Annotated in this window: 15 protein-coding genes; 6 read left to right on the top strand and 9 right to left on the bottom strand. The window is 48.2% G+C overall.

The features are described from left to right. Window positions 1-118 precede the first annotated feature (118 nt). The 6 genes from gshB to CPY98_RS02180 all read right to left on the bottom strand — a co-directional run bounded on the left by gshB (window position 119) and on the right by CPY98_RS02180 (window position 4,402). Complete coding sequence (gshB, locus tag CPY98_RS02205) at window positions 119-1,072, bottom strand: glutathione synthase (RefSeq protein ID WP_040046342.1); 954 nt, start codon at window positions 1,070-1,072, stop codon at window positions 119-121. A 9-nt stretch (window positions 1,073-1,081) separates the two neighbouring features. Then, window positions 1,082-1,813, bottom strand: a complete 732-nt coding sequence (gene rsmE, locus CPY98_RS02200; protein ID WP_096386194.1) for a 16S rRNA (uracil(1498)-N(3))-methyltransferase — start codon at window positions 1,811-1,813, stop codon at window positions 1,082-1,084. A 122-nt stretch (window positions 1,814-1,935) separates the two neighbouring features. Continuing rightward, window positions 1,936-2,646 carry a deoxyribonuclease I gene (gene endA, locus CPY98_RS02195; RefSeq protein ID WP_043490630.1) on the bottom strand — a complete coding sequence of 237 codons (711 nt, stop codon included), beginning with the start codon at window positions 2,644-2,646 and terminating at the stop codon, window positions 1,936-1,938. 129 nt (window positions 2,647-2,775) lie between these two features. Then, window positions 2,776-3,309, bottom strand: a complete 534-nt coding sequence (locus CPY98_RS02190; RefSeq protein ID WP_096388704.1) for a SprT family zinc-dependent metalloprotease — start codon at window positions 3,307-3,309, stop codon at window positions 2,776-2,778. 246 nt (window positions 3,310-3,555) lie between these two features. Next, window positions 3,556-4,050, bottom strand: coding sequence for a hypothetical protein (locus tag CPY98_RS02185; RefSeq protein WP_096386192.1), 495 nt, complete (start codon window positions 4,048-4,050; stop codon window positions 3,556-3,558). Window positions 4,051-4,159: 109 nt separating this feature from the next. Then, entirely contained in the window at window positions 4,160-4,402 is a 243-nt protein-coding gene (locus CPY98_RS02180) for a hypothetical protein (protein WP_096386189.1), read from the bottom strand. A gap of 647 nt (window positions 4,403-5,049) precedes the next feature. Between CPY98_RS02180 and cadB the strand changes: the two genes are divergently transcribed. Then, window positions 5,050-6,378, top strand: a complete 1,329-nt coding sequence (gene cadB, locus CPY98_RS02175) for a cadaverine/lysine antiporter (protein WP_025798689.1) — start codon at window positions 5,050-5,052, stop codon at window positions 6,376-6,378. Window positions 6,379-6,483: 105 nt separating this feature from the next. Further along, complete coding sequence (cadA, locus tag CPY98_RS02170; protein ID WP_025798687.1) at window positions 6,484-8,703, top strand: lysine decarboxylase; 2,220 nt, start codon at window positions 6,484-6,486, stop codon at window positions 8,701-8,703. Between the two features lie 160 nt (window positions 8,704-8,863). Here the strand turns inward: cadA and CPY98_RS02165 are convergent, their stop codons facing one another. The 3 genes from CPY98_RS02165 to CPY98_RS02155 all read right to left on the bottom strand — a co-directional run bounded on the left by CPY98_RS02165 (window position 8,864) and on the right by CPY98_RS02155 (window position 11,136). Continuing rightward, window positions 8,864-9,022, bottom strand: a complete 159-nt coding sequence (locus tag CPY98_RS02165) for a Hok/Gef family protein (RefSeq protein ID WP_025798685.1) — start codon at window positions 9,020-9,022, stop codon at window positions 8,864-8,866. A gap of 267 nt (window positions 9,023-9,289) precedes the next feature. Continuing rightward, window positions 9,290-10,450 (bottom strand): glutathionylspermidine synthase family protein, encoded by a 1,161-nt coding sequence (locus tag CPY98_RS02160; protein WP_043490625.1) that lies wholly within the window; start codon window positions 10,448-10,450, stop codon window positions 9,290-9,292. Between the two features lie 2 nt (window positions 10,451-10,452). Further along, window positions 10,453-11,136, bottom strand: a complete 684-nt coding sequence (locus tag CPY98_RS02155; RefSeq protein WP_043490623.1) for a DUF1190 family protein — start codon at window positions 11,134-11,136, stop codon at window positions 10,453-10,455. A gap of 505 nt (window positions 11,137-11,641) precedes the next feature. Here CPY98_RS02155 and CPY98_RS02150 point away from each other — a divergent pair. From CPY98_RS02150 to dhaM, 4 genes are all read left to right on the top strand, one after another. Further along, window positions 11,642-12,742, top strand: coding sequence for a glycerol dehydrogenase (locus tag CPY98_RS02150; RefSeq protein ID WP_043490621.1), 1,101 nt, complete (start codon window positions 11,642-11,644; stop codon window positions 12,740-12,742). Window positions 12,743-12,841: 99 nt separating this feature from the next. Beyond that, window positions 12,842-13,912, top strand: a complete 1,071-nt coding sequence (gene dhaK, locus CPY98_RS02145; RefSeq protein WP_043490618.1) for a dihydroxyacetone kinase subunit DhaK — start codon at window positions 12,842-12,844, stop codon at window positions 13,910-13,912. 1 nt (window position 13,913) lies between these two features. Then, complete coding sequence (dhaL, locus tag CPY98_RS02140; RefSeq protein ID WP_025798676.1) at window positions 13,914-14,543, top strand: dihydroxyacetone kinase subunit DhaL; 630 nt, start codon at window positions 13,914-13,916, stop codon at window positions 14,541-14,543. A gap of 33 nt (window positions 14,544-14,576) precedes the next feature. Then, on the top strand, window positions 14,577-16,037 hold the full coding sequence (gene dhaM / locus CPY98_RS02135; RefSeq protein ID WP_096386187.1) for a dihydroxyacetone kinase phosphoryl donor subunit DhaM: 1,461 nt from the start codon (window positions 14,577-14,579) through the stop codon (window positions 16,035-16,037). The last annotated feature ends 87 nt before the right edge of the window (window positions 16,038-16,124 follow it).

Here is a 16,124-nt window from a genome sequence, read left to right as displayed (position 1 = left end):
TAGTGATTTCATCCTGAAATTTCAGTATGCGAATTTTTGGGCTGGATGTCACGGGAGATAACCCCTACCTGCAAGCACGATCAAACATATATCGCTCAAGCAGGTCGGGGGTAAAAAATTACTTCTTACCAATACGCTTTTCAATCGCATCCATCAACATGCCGGTCACGGACACATCAGGGAATGCGGCTTCAATCTCACGCGCACAGGTCGGACTCGTGACGTTAATTTCAGTCAGGCGATCGCCGATAATGTCTAAACCAACAAAGATGAGGCCTTTCTCTTTCAGCACTGGCGCCACTTTACGCGCAATCGCCCAATCGCTTTCGGTCAATGGACGCGCTTCACCGCGTCCTCCGGCGGCCAAGTTGCCACGGGTTTCACCGCTTTTTGGAATACGCGCCAAGCAGTAAGGAACCGGCTCGCCGTCCACCACCAGCACACGCTTGTCACCGTCTTTGATCGCGGGAAGGAAATTCTGTGCCATGCAGAAACGGCTGCTGTGTTCGGTCAGCGTTTCAATAATCACAGACAGATTCGGATCTTCTGCTTTTACGCGGAAAATCGATGCGCCGCCCATGCCATCGAGCGGTTTCAGAATAATGTCACCGTGCTTAGCGTAAAATTCACGAATGTGCTCCGCTTTGCGCGTGACCAAGGTATCCGGCGTTAAATCGGCAAACCATGCGGTGAATAGCTTTTCGTTACAGTCACGCAGGCTCTGTGGCTTGTTGACGATCAGGGTGCCTTTATCTTCTGCGCGCTCAAGGATGTAAGTGGCATAAATAAACTCGGTATCAAACGGAGGATCTTTACGCATCAAAATGACGTCGAGATCGGACAGCGCAATATCCTGTTCGCCGTGGAACTCATACCAGCCTGCTTTATCTTCTTTCACGCTCAGTAATTGAGTGCGCGCACGCCCTTCACCCACATACATGTAAAGATCGTTCATTTCCATGTAGTGCAGTTCGTAGCCACGGCGCTGCGCTTCGAGCAGCATCGCAAAGCTGGTGTCTTTTTTGATATTGATGGAAGAAATCGGGTCCATCACAATGCCAAGCTTAATCATTCTTTTCTCCTAGCCTAAATCGCCAAAGCGAACCTGAAGTGCGGTTATGGCTGTCAGCGCGGTGGTCTCTGTGCGTAATACACGAGGTCCTAACAGAATATCAGTAAATTGGTAGCCTGCGGTCATGGCAATTTCATCGGCGGATAATCCCCCTTCTGGGCCAATCAGCAAACGTACGCGTTCAACGGGCAGCGGTAATGTGTTGATACTCGCATTGGCACGCGGATGCAAATTCAGCTTCAGAGAATCATCCTGTTCGGCGCACCACTGTTCTAACAGCATCGTTGGGCGAACTTCAGGGATCACATTCCGCCCACACTGCTCGCAGGCAGCAATCGCAATTTTTTGCCACTGCCCCAATTTCTTAGCCATGCGTTCAGCATCTAACTTAACGCCACAGCGTTCAGAAATCAGCGGAGTAATAATACTCGCACCGAGCTCAATGGATTTTTGAATAGTAAATTCCATCTTTTCACCACGTGAAATCACCTGCCCCAAATGCAAATACAGCGGCGACTCACGATCGTCGATTACACCAGCCTGTACGCTCACCCGAACGTTTTTCTTGCTGGCCGAAATAATATGCGCGGTAAAAATCTGGTTACTACCATCAAATAGCTGGATCTCATGCCCTTCGCTCATGCGCAGAACTCGCCCAACGTGATTCGCAGCATCTTCGCTAAGATCAATTTCGCAAGGCGCATCAAGGCGTTCAGGGTGATAAATACGAGGAATACGCATGAAGTAGATCATCCTTATGAATGATGAGATAAGCGCCGCAGCGCGGCGCTGTAAAAAATATAGGTGGGATTATAAAGGTTGGAGTGGGAACAATGCCAATCTTCACGACAAGCGGCAAACACTCAGCCTTTGAAAGCCTCGCAGGCCTGCTGAACATAAGGATTATGGTTGCCCTGCATGTTGGCAATCCGCCGATCGCGCGTGCACTCCCACTCGGTGACAGGATATTGGCGGTTCCAGACGTCAAACAGCTGGGTTTGCTGTTTAGACAAACGAATGCTGTATCGATCGCGCATATAGAAATAGGTTCTAGCAATGGCCCCACGGGCACGAGCAGGTGGCTCTGCCTGTTTGTTTTTGAAATCAACTTTCATCGGGCATTGCCCGTACTGTCCTTCGCCACCGCGCCATTGGCTATACATGAAGTTATTACGATCGCCGTTCACTTCCCCCACTGCGGGCTGCAAGTTATGCAGATCGGTTTCAATCTTCACATATTGCGGTATTTTGGCGCAGTTTTTACGCCCGCCGTCCTGCCAGCACTGCATTTGGTGGCCAAACTGCCACGCGGGCATCACGTGCTCCCACTCAATACGTGAGGCGCGATTCTGATTTTTACGCGCCTGATATCCGCAACTTTCCAGATTGGGGATACCCTTCTTTCCTTGCCACTCAATTTGGCAGCCGCAGTAGAAGGAGCCCGGAGCATCCTGATTTACTTTAACCGCAGCCGCTTTGGCCTGAGTGAAATTATTGATTTTTTGCGCCTGTCCTAAAAATGGACAAGCCAGAAGTACTGAAAACGTCAGCGCGTATGAAATTTTGCGAAGCATATTCCAAAAACAACATAGATACGGAAAAGGCCGCAGGGTAGACAATCCGCCTTGGCCACGCAAACATTGATGGAATTAAATTGTTAATAAATGAGGATTTGAGTGCTTATTAAACACTTTGAGAAATTTTTAATGTTCCGAAATTGCGCCGGGGCTGAAACTTAGTAACTGTCCACACTGGCGACAGCGGTATTCAGATTCTTTACGCATCACTTTATTATGGCGGCGCACGGTCAGTTGGTGGAGTTGGCAACCACAGCGATAGGGATACGTTTTCCCACTCACCGTCTCTACGCCAAACTTATGTGTCCGACGCGGTTCAATACCGAGAACATGCCCCATCATCCACTGCCATTCACGGCCATGAGGGGCAACCTTACCAAACTGCTTATAGACCAAGAGATGTGCCAGTTCATGGGGCACAACTTCATCAATGAATTCCTGCCCGTTCTCAAGGAGCAACACAGGATTTAGGCGGATTTCCCAATCTTGCAACCACGCAGTTCCCGCCGTGGTGCCGCGCTGTTGATAGCTGATTTTGGGCTCAGGATATTGAGTTTTAAGCTGTGCGTTAGCCTGCGCTAAAGCATTGCGCAAACACTGCATAACGGCCTGTTGCTGAGCAATCGGGATTCGTCGAGAGATAGGAGAACGTTGTGTCATGCCGATAGGATAATCAGAGAGAGACACACTCGCAACTTTGATTCATTAAGTGGAATGGCTTAAGAAAAAAGCAACGCTAGCCGCTTATAGCGCTAACTCATCAACGGAGTTAAACACTAGAGAGTAGTTCAGCACTCATTTCCTATGAATCCACGTTCAATATAAATCTCCAAATTAGCTATTAATATAACCTTAGAGAATTCATCACAATGAAATTGTATTAACTTTCTTATGCCCATGTTATAGCTATTGAGCATTATTTATTTTCGATGCCTGTGCATTTTTTTGGTAAAAATGAGAAACGCGTAAATTACATTCATCCGTTGAAATACTTGGCATTGAAAATGATTGACTATCTTTAGCATATCGCTCGCAAATAGTAGAGACATCGCCAGCTAAATCATTTGAAAACTTTTTTAGCACCTCCGAACTATTGTTCTTATGCTGACTAAAGTTATCAAATGAAAAAGTTTCTGGATGATTATTTATTACGCTATAGATGGAATATATTTCTACAGATCTCTTTCCCGATAGAGCTTTGCTCATTAACATGTTCTCGTCCATGCCTTTAGACCACTTAAAGATAGCTTTTCCTCCATTATCAAATTGTTTTTTATCACGGCTCAATAATGCAGAGAATATTTTCCCCGCTTCGGTCTGATAAAAATCTACAGGAAGAACAGCGCTAGCATTCAAAGAAATGCTAGCCAACAGCAAAAACATGACAAAATCCTTCTTCATTTTCCCTCCTAGATATCTTAATAAAATTAAGATCATATCAGTAACATCAGCCAATTTTTTTTAATGTTAAAGCGCATGCAGATCAACGTATAGTAGGCATGGCATCATATTAGTTATGTCCATGCCTATAATGTCTATTGTCGTGATGGTCGTCATGATGGTCGTCGTGATAATAATCATCACTATAGCCGTTACTGCTATCATCAGAATCACTCACTGCTATCGCGGCCACAACCCCCACAATAAGAACCAGAGCCCCTAAGGTTTTAAAATCCTCACTGGTAAAATTTGCACATCCAACAAATGATAATGAAAGAATACCTACCAGAAAATTCCTTAATACTTTTGACATACAATCACCTATACATCCATGTCATTCTGACTATTAAAATTAAACCTCAACTAAAATTCAATTAAGCTATATTTAAACCTAACAATCGCATTATAATTCTACACCTTAAATAAAAAAAATTGACAGCACTATTATGCTCTCTGGTGAAGGAAAATAATTTTATATAAGTCAATACCATTCCATTCACTAAATTGAAGTATCCTTTATTCATCCCAAAGGAGAGACAGAGAAAGCTAGGAGCACGCTCTACAAACACCTACTGCTACGCTATTTGAAGTTATATACATTAGTCAATTTTAATTAATAAAAATACTTTATCATTCCGATTGAATTTAATAATTAACTAAAATGTTATTTTAACGCTCATAAACAAGTTCCGCACATTTAATAATTGCTATATTTATCATAATGATAAAAAATAATTCCACAAACCCCATATTTATTCTGCCATTATTCCACACATATGTTAGTGGCATATATCATAATGATTTTTATAAATAAAAAATTAACATCAAAAAAAGTAGCCATTACTGCAAAATATGAATTATTACCTATACTTATTTTCGTGGTGAGTATTGCTAAGCAATTGACGCAATAAGATTACGTCTATTGGTCGAGCTTAATAATTATTATGGGAGTGGCAGTTTATGGCATCTGCAAAGAAAATTGGCCTCATTGCCTGCACCGGTGTTGTTGCCGGTAATATGATGGGAAGCGGGATCGCATTGCTTCCCGCTAACCTTGCAAGCTTAGGTTCTATCGCAATTATAGGTTGGGTTGTTGCGCTGATCGGTGCAATTTCATTGGCTTACGTTTATGCCCGACTCGCAACCAAAAACCCGCAAGAAGGTGGTCCTATCGCCTACGCGGGTGAAATCGGGCCTGCCTTCGGTTTCCAAACCGGGGTGCTCTATTACCATGCTAACTGGATTGGTAACCTCGCTATCGGCATTACCGCCGTTTCTTACCTTTCTACCTTTTTCCCAATGTTTAACAACCCGATTCCGGCGGGGATCGCCTGTATCGCTATTGTTTGGATCTTTACCTTCGTCAATATGCTCGGCGGCGCTTGGGTCAGCCGCTTAACCACTATTGGCTTAGTGTTAGTGCTTATTCCCGTTATCGGTACCGGTGTTGCAGGTTGGTATTGGTTTGATATGGGAACCTATCAGGCGAACTGGAATACTTCGGGAGGCACCGATTATCATGCCGTCATTAAAAGTATTCTGTTATGTCTGTGGGCCTTTATCGGCGTTGAATCTGCCGCGGTAAGTACCGGTATGGTGGAAAATCCAAAACGTAACGTGCCTATCGCGACTATGCTAGGGACGTTCCTTGCCGGTATCGTTTATATCGCCGCGACTCAGGTTATTGCCGGTATGTACCCAGCCTCGCAGATGGCGGCATCAGGCGCTCCGTTTGCGATCAGTGCTTCCACCATGGTGGGTAGCTGGGCAGGGCCGGTAGTCTCTGCATTTACCGCGTTCGCCTGTTTAACGTCTTTAGGCTCATGGATGATGTTGGTCGGTCAGGCAGGTGCTCGCGCCGCGCATGACGGCAACTTCCCGAAAGTCTACGGTGAAATGGATAAAGACGGCATTCCAAGAAAAGGCCTGTTCTTAGCCGCGATTAAGATGACGGTATTGATGGTGCTGATTACGGTGATGAACGCCAGCGGCGGTAAAGCATCGGATCTGTTCGGTGAGTTAACGGGGATTGCCGTGTTGTTAACTATGCTGCCGTACTTCTACTCTTGTATCGACCTGATCCGTTTTGACGGTGCAAACCTGAAAAACATTCTCAGCTTGATCGCTTCCGTACTGGGCTGTGTATTCTGCTTTATCGCCCTGATGGGGGCCAACTCCTTCGAATTGGCGGGAACCTTCATTATCAGCCTGATCATCCTGATGTTCTACTCTCGTAAGATGGGTAGAAACCAAGAGAAATTAACCACACCGACGGATAGTCAGTCTTAATCCACTCAACTATTAACACGCAAGTTGGTAACAGCACACAGCACAGAGGATAAATTTTCGCCTCTGTGCTAATAACCCAGCCCACAGAAGTCTGGAGAGTTTTGCATGAATATCATTGCCATCATGAACGATTTAAGCGCTTATTTTAAGGAAGAACCCCTGCGCGAGCTGCATCAAGAGTTAGAGAAGGAAGGCTTCCGCATTGCTTATCCCAAAGACCGCAACGATCTGCTGAAGCTGATTGAAAACAACTCCCGTCTGTGTGGCGTCATTTTCGACTGGGATAAATATAACCTCGAACTCAGCGCTGAAATCAGCGAGCTCAACAAACTGCTGCCCATTTATGCCTTCGCCAACACCTATTCGACGCTTGACGTTAACATGAGCGATCTGCGTCTTAACGTTCGCTTCTTTGAATATGCACTAGGCAGCGCGCAAGACATTGCCACCAAGATCCGCCAAAGCACCGATCAGTATATTGATACCATTCTGCCACCGCTGACCAAGGCGCTGTTCAAATACGTCAAAGAAGAGAAATACACGTTCTGTACGCCGGGGCATATGGGCGGAACGGCGTTCGATAAAAGCCCTGTCGGTAGCCTGTTCTATGATTTCTTCGGTGAAAACACCATGCGTTCGGATATCTCGATTTCCGTATCTGAACTCGGATCGCTGCTCGATCATAGCGGCCCACACCGTGACGCTGAAGAGTATATTGCGCGCACGTTTAACGCCGATCGCAGCTATATCGTAACCAACGGAACATCTACGGCGAATAAAATTGTCGGCATGTATTCATCTCCTGCCGGTGCCACTATTCTGATCGACCGAAACTGCCATAAATCATTGACCCATTTGATGATGATGAGCAACGTTGTCCCCGTCTATCTGCGTCCAACCCGTAACGCCTACGGTATTTTAGGCGGGATACCGCAAAGCGAATTCACCCGCGCTAGCATCGAAGAGAAAGTGAAAAATACGCCCAATGCCACATGGCCCGTGCATGCGGTAGTCACTAACTCCACCTATGACGGTCTGTTCTACAACACCGAATACATCAAAAACACGCTCGATGTTAAGTCGATTCACTTCGATTCGGCGTGGGTGCCTTACACCAATTTCCATCCGATTTACCAAGGCAAAGCAGGGATGAGCGGTGAACGTGTGCCGGGGAAAATCATCTACGAGACTCAGTCCACCCACAAACTGCTGGCGGCATTCTCGCAGGCATCGATGATCCACGTGAAAGGTGAGATCAACGAAGAAACCTTCAATGAAGCCTATATGATGCATACCTCAACATCACCGCATTACGGGATCGTTGCGTCGACGGAAACCGCAGCGGCCATGATGAAGGGCAACGCCGGAAAGCGTTTAATTAACGGTTCAATTGAACGAGCGATCCGTTTCCGTAAAGAGATCCGCCGCTTACGCACAGAATCTGATGGCTGGTTCTTTGACGTATGGCAGCCGGATAACATTGACGAGGTTGCTTGCTGGCCACTCAATCCACGTAATGAATGGCATGGATTCCCGAACATCGACAACGATCATATGTATCTGGATCCGATCAAAGTCACTCTGCTGACCCCAGGTTTAAGTCCAAATGGTACTCTGGAAGAGGAAGGGATACCGGCGTCGATCGTGTCGAAATATCTGGATGAGCACGGCATCATCGTGGAAAAAACCGGGCCATATAACCTGCTCTTCCTGTTTAGTATCGGGATCGATAAAACCAAGGCGTTGAGCTTGTTGCGGGCATTAACCGATTTCAAACGCGTGTATGACCTCAACCTACGCGTGAAAAACGTGTTGCCATCGCTCTACAACGAAGCGCCTGATTTCTATAAAGAGATGCGAATTCAGGAGTTAGCTCAGGGTATTCATGCTCTGGTGAAACACCACAATCTACCAGACCTGATGTATCGTGCATTCGAGGTATTACCAAAGCTGGTAATGACGCCGCATGATGCGTTCCAAGAAGAAGTGCGTGGCAATATTGAGCCATGTGCCTTGGATGATATGTTAGGGAAAGTCAGCGCCAACATGATCCTACCGTATCCTCCGGGTGTTCCGGTGGTTATGCCGGGAGAAATGCTCACCAAGGAGAGCCGCCCAGTTCTGAGCTTCTTGCAGATGCTTTGTGAAATTGGCGCACACTATCCGGGCTTTGAAACGGATATTCACGGCGTTCATCGTGATGGTGCAACGGGTAAATACATGGTCGTGGTGCTGAAACAAGGCGCAGATGAACCGGGTGATAAACCGAGTGATACGGTGAAGAAAGCGCCGGGTAAAAAACCATCAGCGGCGAAGAAGTCATAACGGCGAGAAGTTACAGGTAACGCTTATCTCCTGAATGATGGGTTCTTGTCATGATGGGGATAAAGCGGGTGCCTGAGAGCCAACCATGCATGAAAACAATTTGAGAAGACTGGGAAGGTTAGGCGCCATCCCAGTCTGATTTTGCCGTTACATATTACCGTTACAACGCGTGCTTATCTTCGTAGTTTAAGAACGCGGCAACCTCTGTTTTTCCCTGCTTAATTCGTAGCTCACACAGCGAACCACGTACCATCCAGGTAAAGATCAATAGCGTAAAACACATCACTATTAATCCGTAAAGCAACAGCTTACGCGACATCAAAGCCTCCAATTGCATTGCTGCATTGAAGAGGCTATCCTCACATTGCTTGGATGTGGTTAGGATTGCCTCAGGTTAATGAAAATTGACCTGGGGCTTTTACTTTCTACCTCACCACACATTTCATGCTTCAGGCAAAAAGCCTCAAGCACCCGCCGTGATTCTATCCAAACAATGCTTAGCTATCGCGCGTATATTGCCGTTACATCAGAGTTACGCGAATAACTGCAAAACGCTTCGCAGATATCCCACGGCAGGTAGTCAAACTCAGTCCACAATCACATGCGGATAGTAACGCGACAGATCTTGCGTGATCAGGCTACGATCTTCACGAATGCCCATCCCCGCAGGCTGATCGTTCACCAGCCAACTGCCGATCAGCACATAGCTGTCGCCAAACTTTGGTAGCGGGTGGAACTGCTGAATGATCATCCCTTCTTCACCGTAAGGGCCATCCACGCTTGCCACTTCTTTACCGTTTTCTACGATGCGGATATTCGCGCCTTCGCGAGAAAACAACGGTTTAACCACGTAGTGATCGAGCTCTGGCTGGTTACCATCGGCAAAATAGGCTGGCAGCAAGTTTGGATGATTAGGGAACATCTCCCATAGCATCGGCAGCAACGCTTTGTTAGAAATGATGCTTTTCCATGCGGGTTCTAACCAACGCACACCGGCATCTTCCAACTTGGTAGAGAAAATCTCACGCAGCATGAACTCCCACGGATACAGTTTGAACAGGTTGCTAATCACCTGATCCTGCGTATCCGTGAACTGGCCACGTTCGCCCAAGCCAATGTCTTCAATAAACACAAACTCGGTGGCTAAACCGGCTTCATGAGCGCAATCTTGCAGATACTGAACGGTACCACGATCTTCTTCGGTATCCTGACAGCACGCCATGTGCAACAAACCAAAACCATGCGCTTCTCTCAGCTCGGTAAAGCGTTCGATAAGCTTCTCTTGCAGGCTATTAAACTGGTCTGCATCCTGCGGAAGTTTTCCAGATGCGATTTGATCTTCAAGCCAAATCCATTGGAAGAACGCAGACTCATACAGCGACGTCGGCGTATCTGCATTATTTTCCAACAGCTTAGCTGGATTCACGCCGTCATAGGCCAAATCCAGACGAGAATACAGAGAAGGCTGCTGGGTGCGCCAAGAGCTACGAACAAACTCCCAAACGTGTTTAGGGATTTGGAATTTCGTCATCAGCTCATCGCTGGCGATAACCTTCTCAACCACCTTCAAACACATCTGATGCAGTTCAGCCGTGGTCTCTTCTAGCTCTTCAACCTGTGCCATGCTGAACTGATAAAAAGCATCTTCACACCAGTAAGGTTCGCCATACATGGTATGAAATTGGAAACCGTATTCGGTGGCCTTTTCGCGCCAGTCCGGGCGCTCACTAATAGGTACACGTTTCATGCTTAGCCACCCATGCTGCGGGTGCCGGATTTGCTTCCGGTCGCGGCATTGCTACGCTGCATAGTGCTCTGTTTAGCCACGCTCTCACCGAAGCCACCGCGGGTTACGGTTGAGGTCGTTGCTGGTTTTGGAGCCATTGCCGTTTTCGGTACATTCATGGTACGGCCACCGGCGGTTGCAGGGCCGTAGCTTTTGCCGGTCGCATCCACAAATTTACCATTAGCAGGGCTTGCGGCTGATTTAGAGCTAAACAGTGGCTGTTGGTTGTATGCACCACCGCCCATCATTCGGCCCATCATGTAACCTGCCATCAAAGGCATCCAGAAGCTGCCGCTCTGCTGAGGCTGAGCCTGCGCTTCGCCATTAGTGCCCGGAGCCATACCGGCCTGAGCTGGGGCCTGAGTACATTGGCCTTCGCCAAACTCGGCAATACAGTCTTCACGCGACGCATATTTCGGCGCGGTTTTTTCCGCTTCTTTCAGCGCATTTTGATATGACTCTTTGCACTGAGCGCTCATTGAAGGATTCGCGTTGCTACAGTCGTCTGCGTTTTGATACAGAGATACGGTTTCATCCGTTTTCTCACAGCCTGCCAGCATGAACACGGCGCTTACGGCAATAGCCACTGGCGCAAAACGCCAGCTTTTGCGGAAAGCATCGCGGTTAATATTCTTGGTCCGTTTCATTGGTGAATTTCCTCTTATTTCACAGGCTTGCTTAGGTTATATCCCAATTAGTTGGAGCGGCGTCAAAGCGGCAAATCCCGACGAACTTACACCAGTAAGTCATTCGGATGAGCGAAAGCAACCAACGCAGAAGCAGCTTCAAATAAGAAGGGTATACAAAAATTGTGCCTATGTGTCCCAGTTACCCGTTAGCATAGGTTAAAGCTGCTTAAATTTAAAGCGTAACAGCCTATTCATACGGTGATTTACACAGCCAGAAAGAGGAATGTGCGACAGGTCTCTCTTTCACCTCTTCACGCTCTTTTTGCGTTTCGCTTTGAAACAAACAGACTGCCATATCGTTTCAAAATGGAACGTAAACCCGCTTTGTTTTTTGTCTTTTTTTTCGCCGTATAGTCATCTACAGAGAAATAACAGCACCAATAAATGTCCCGCTTCCGAAATTTGGAAGTTATGCGCTTAGGTTTTAATCCAATTGCTTAGTGATTTATTGAGGAGCTTTATTATGTTGAAAGTCATTCAGTCTCCATCCAAATACATTCAAGGTGCCAACGCACTGCAATCAATCGGTCAGTACGCAAAAATGTTAGCCAATAACTACTTTGTTATCGCTGATGATTTTGTGATGAAACTTGCAGGCGATACCGTTGGCAGCAGCTTAAAACAGCACGATGTTGAGGGCCACTTCGCCCTGTTTGGCGGCGAATGTAGCCATAAAGAAATCAATCGCCTGATTGAAGAACTGAAAAAACACGGCTGCCAAGGCGTGATTGGTATCGGCGGTGGGAAAACGCTAGATACCGCCAAAGCCATCGCGTTTTATCAAAAACTTCCTGTTCTGGTTGTGCCAACCATCGCCTCTACCGATGCGCCAACCAGTGCCCTTTCCGTCATCTATAGTGAAGAAGGCGAGTTTGAAGAGTATCTGATGTATCCAACCAACCCAGATATGGTTGTGATGGACACCGCCATCATTGCCAAAGCGCCGGTGCGCTTACTGGTTGCGGGTATGGGCGACGCACTCTCTACCTATTTCGAAGCTCAAGCCTGTTACGACGCACACGCTGTCAGCATGGCTGGCGGTGAATCAACGCTCGCGGCCGTGACATTGGCTCGCCTGTGCTACGAAACCCTGCTTGAAGAAGGCTACAAAGCGAAGCTGGCCGTTGAAGCTGGAGTGGCGACCACCGCAGTAGAACGCATCGTTGAAGCCAACACTTACCTGAGCGGCATCGGCTTTGAAAGCTCCGGTTTAGCAGCGGCGCATGCAATCCATAACGGCTTCACCGTTTTGGAAGAGTGCCACCACCTATATCACGGTGAAAAAGTCGCTTTCGGTACTTTGACTCAGCTCGTACTGCAAAACAGCAGCAGTGAGCAGATCGAAACCGTGCTCGATTTCTGTTTACAGGTCGGCCTGCCTGTCACGCTCAAAGAAATGGGCGTTAAGGCCGACGATAAGTTAGAAGAAAAAATCATGGCGGTAGCCAAAGCCAGCTGCGCCGAAGGTGAAACTATTCACAACATGCCGTTCAAAGTCACTCCAGAACAAGTGTTCGCTGCCATCTTGGCCGCCGACCGTTTGGGTCAGGCGTGGTTGAAATAAACCGTAGATACTTTTAGTCGCCCCCAACCTCCTGTTTCTTAAAAACGAGGGAGGTTGGGATAAGGCACATCAAACATGGATCTCACCGGAGCCTTTTTAATGAAAAAGCTAATCAACCAAGTCGAAACCGTATTACACGAACAAATTCTCGGATTAGTTGAAGCCCACCCCGAATTAACGCTTCACCAAGAACCCGTATTTGTCACCCGCGCCGACGCCCCCGTGGCTGGCAAAGTCGGTATCCTTTCCGGCGGTGGTAGCGGCCATGAACCTATGCACTGCGGTTTTATCGGCGAAGGTATGCTCGACGGCGCGTGTCCGGGCGAGATTTTCACATCGCCAACGCCGGATCAGATGTATGAATGCGGCCAAGCCATCGACGGTGGCAAAGGCGTGCTGATGATCATCAAAAACTACACCGGCGACGTTTTAAATTTTGAAACCGCGGCAGAACTGCTGCATGACAGCGGCACTCAGGTCGGCACAATTTTGGTCGATGACGATGTGGCAGTAAAAGACAGTTTATATACCGCCGGTCGCCGCGGTGTTGCCAACACGGTACTGATTGAAAAGCTACTTGGCGCAGCCGCTGCTCGCGGTGATTCACTCGATCAGCTCGTTGAATTGGGGCATAAACTCAACAACGAAGGCCATTCGATTGGCATCGCGCTTCAGGCCTGTACCGTTCCTGCGGCAGGAAAACCGTCCTTTACCCTGCCCGATAACGTGATGGAATTTGGTGTGGGTATCCACGGCGAACCCGGCATTGAACGCCGTGAATTTACCACGCTCAATCAAACCGTCGATGAGATGTTTGCCACTCTGCTCGCCCATGGTAAATATCAGCGCACGCTGCGTTCTTGGGATCGCAACGCAGGTGAATGGAAAGAACAAACGCAATCCAAACAGCCGCTGCAAAAAGGCGATCGCGTCATCGCTTTGGTCAATAATCTAGGCGCAACGCCGCTTTCCGAACTGTATGGCGTTTATCATCGCCTTCAGCATTGCTGCGCAGAATTAGGCCTCACTATCGAGCGTAAATTAATCGGCTCTTACTGCACCTCACTCGATATGCAGGGTATTTCAATCACGCTGCTAAAAGTTGACCAAGAAACGCTGTCTCTTTGGGATGCACCCGTCAATACACCGGCTTTACGTTGGGGAATGTAATATGTCACTGACTAAACAACAGATCGTTAACTGGCTCATGCGCTGCGGCGATGTATTTGCCGAACAGAAAGATTTTCTCACCCAGCTCGATACCGAAATCGGCGACGCCGACCACGGTCTAAACATGAACCGAGGTTTTAATAAAGTCGTCGAAAAGCTGCCTTCATTCGCCGATAAAGACATTGGTTTCATCCTGAAAAACACAGGCATGACGCTACTTTCCAGCGTAGGAGGAGCCAGCGGCCCGCTATTCGGCACCTTCTTTATTCGTGCATCGCAAAGCACCGCCGCCAAACAAAGCCTGTCGCTTATCGAACTCACTCAAATGCTGAAAGAAGGCGTGGAAGGCGTGGTTAGCCGCGGCAAAGCAGAACCGAATGACAAAACTATGTGTGACGTTTGGTGGCCTGTCGTGGCATCACTTGAAGCCTCGAGCCAAAAAGATCTGCCGGTGCCACAGGCGCTAGATTTGGCCGTTGAAGCTGCTCGCCAAGGATTGGAAAGCACCATCACCATGCAGGCCCGTAAAGGTCGTGCCAGCTATTTGGGCGAGCGCAGTATTGGCCATCAAGATCCGGGCGCAACCTCTGCGTGGTTGATGATGCAAACCTTAGCAGCCGTCACCCACTAGCTGCCGTTTCGTTCAATGCACTAGGAATAAATTATGGTCAACATCGTTGTAGTATCTCACAGCGCAAAACTGGCTGATGGCGTAGCAGAACTCGCCGCCCAAATGATTCAGAACGGCTGCCGCTTAGCTGTTGCCGCTGGGGTGGACGATCCCGATCATCCGATAGGCACTGACGCGATTAAAGTCATGCAGGCGATCGAAGAGGTATTCGATCCCTCTGGCGTGTTGATTATGATGGATCTCGGCAGTGCATTACTCAGCGCTGAAACGGCGCTGGAACTGCTTGATCCTGAAATGAGCGCGCACGTTAAAGCTTGTTCCGCCCCCCTCGTCGAAGGTACGTTAGCCGCAGTCGTTGCGGCGTCGACGGGAGCTTCACTAGAAGCTGTCGAACGCGAAGCTCAATCGGCGCTCCAAGCCAAAAAAGCCCAGCTCGGTGAGCAAGAACCCACTCATGCCCCAGCGCCTAATCAGGCTGCTTCGCTATCTTGCGACGACCAGGGCGTCAATTGGAACGTGTTAAATCCAAATGGATTACATGTTCGTCCCGCCGCTAAGCTCGCTAACGCCTTAGCCTCTTTTGATGCCGAACTGGTGCTGTATAAGATCGATGACGTAAAAGGAAATCGCCATGCCGATCCGCGCAGCCTTAACCAACTGGCGTTATTACAGGTGCGGAAAGGCGATGAAATCCGCCTAGTCGCCAAAGGTACGCAGGCAAAAGAAGCATTAGCAGCGTTTCAACAGTTGGCGCAGACAAACTTTGGCGAAATTATTACATCCGATATCAGCGGCGGTCTAACACTACAAGGCAAATCAGTGATGGATACGCAGGTTAGCGCCCCCGCATTTGTCCTGCCCACACAGGATATCGATGTACCCAATCATCCAATTTTGTCGGATCGCGTGGAGATCGAGCAGCAGCGGCTACGTCAAGCCATTGCTAAAACGTTGCAGGATCTTAATCGCCTTGCGGATCGCACTAATCAGCTGCTCGGCAAACAGCACGCGGGGATCTTCGGCGCGCACAGCATGCTCATCGACGATCCCGACTTGCAACACTCCGCCTTTGATCGCATTGCGAGTCAGCTATGCAGCGCCGAAACAGCTTGGCAGACTGAGCTAACCGAGATGGCGGATGCATACCGAGAATTAGACGACGAATACCTGCAAGCGCGTGAATTGGACATTCGGGATATTTTACAGCGCACGTTGCTCCATCTGGCGGGCGAAACCCAGGAAATACAGAACCCGAGCGTACCGTCCATTATATTAGCGCGTGAACTGATGCCTTCAGATGCCATTATGCTCGACCGCCGCTTGGTTCTGGGCATCGTACTCACCCAAGGCAACGCCCTGTCCCATGCCGCTATTTTAGCGAATGCTATGGGTATTCCAATGATTGTTGGCGTGGGCGATAGCTTGAAACAAGCGCAGGAAGGACAAAAAATAACCTTGAATGCAGCACGCGGGGAAGTGATTTTAGGTTGTTAGTATTTACCTCGCCCAAAATGGGGGGAGTTAAAGCAAGAGAAATTCAAGCTGACTCATTTCCTATTTTGGGACCTATCCTGCTAGTAC

The sequence above is a fragment of the Hafnia sp. CBA7124 genome (assembly GCF_002355555.1).
In the GTDB taxonomy this organism is placed as follows: Bacteria; Pseudomonadota; Gammaproteobacteria; order Enterobacterales; family Enterobacteriaceae; genus Hafnia; species Hafnia alvei.
The sequence above is the reverse complement of the archived record's forward strand: the minus strand, read 5'-3'. Positions and strand labels throughout refer to the sequence as shown.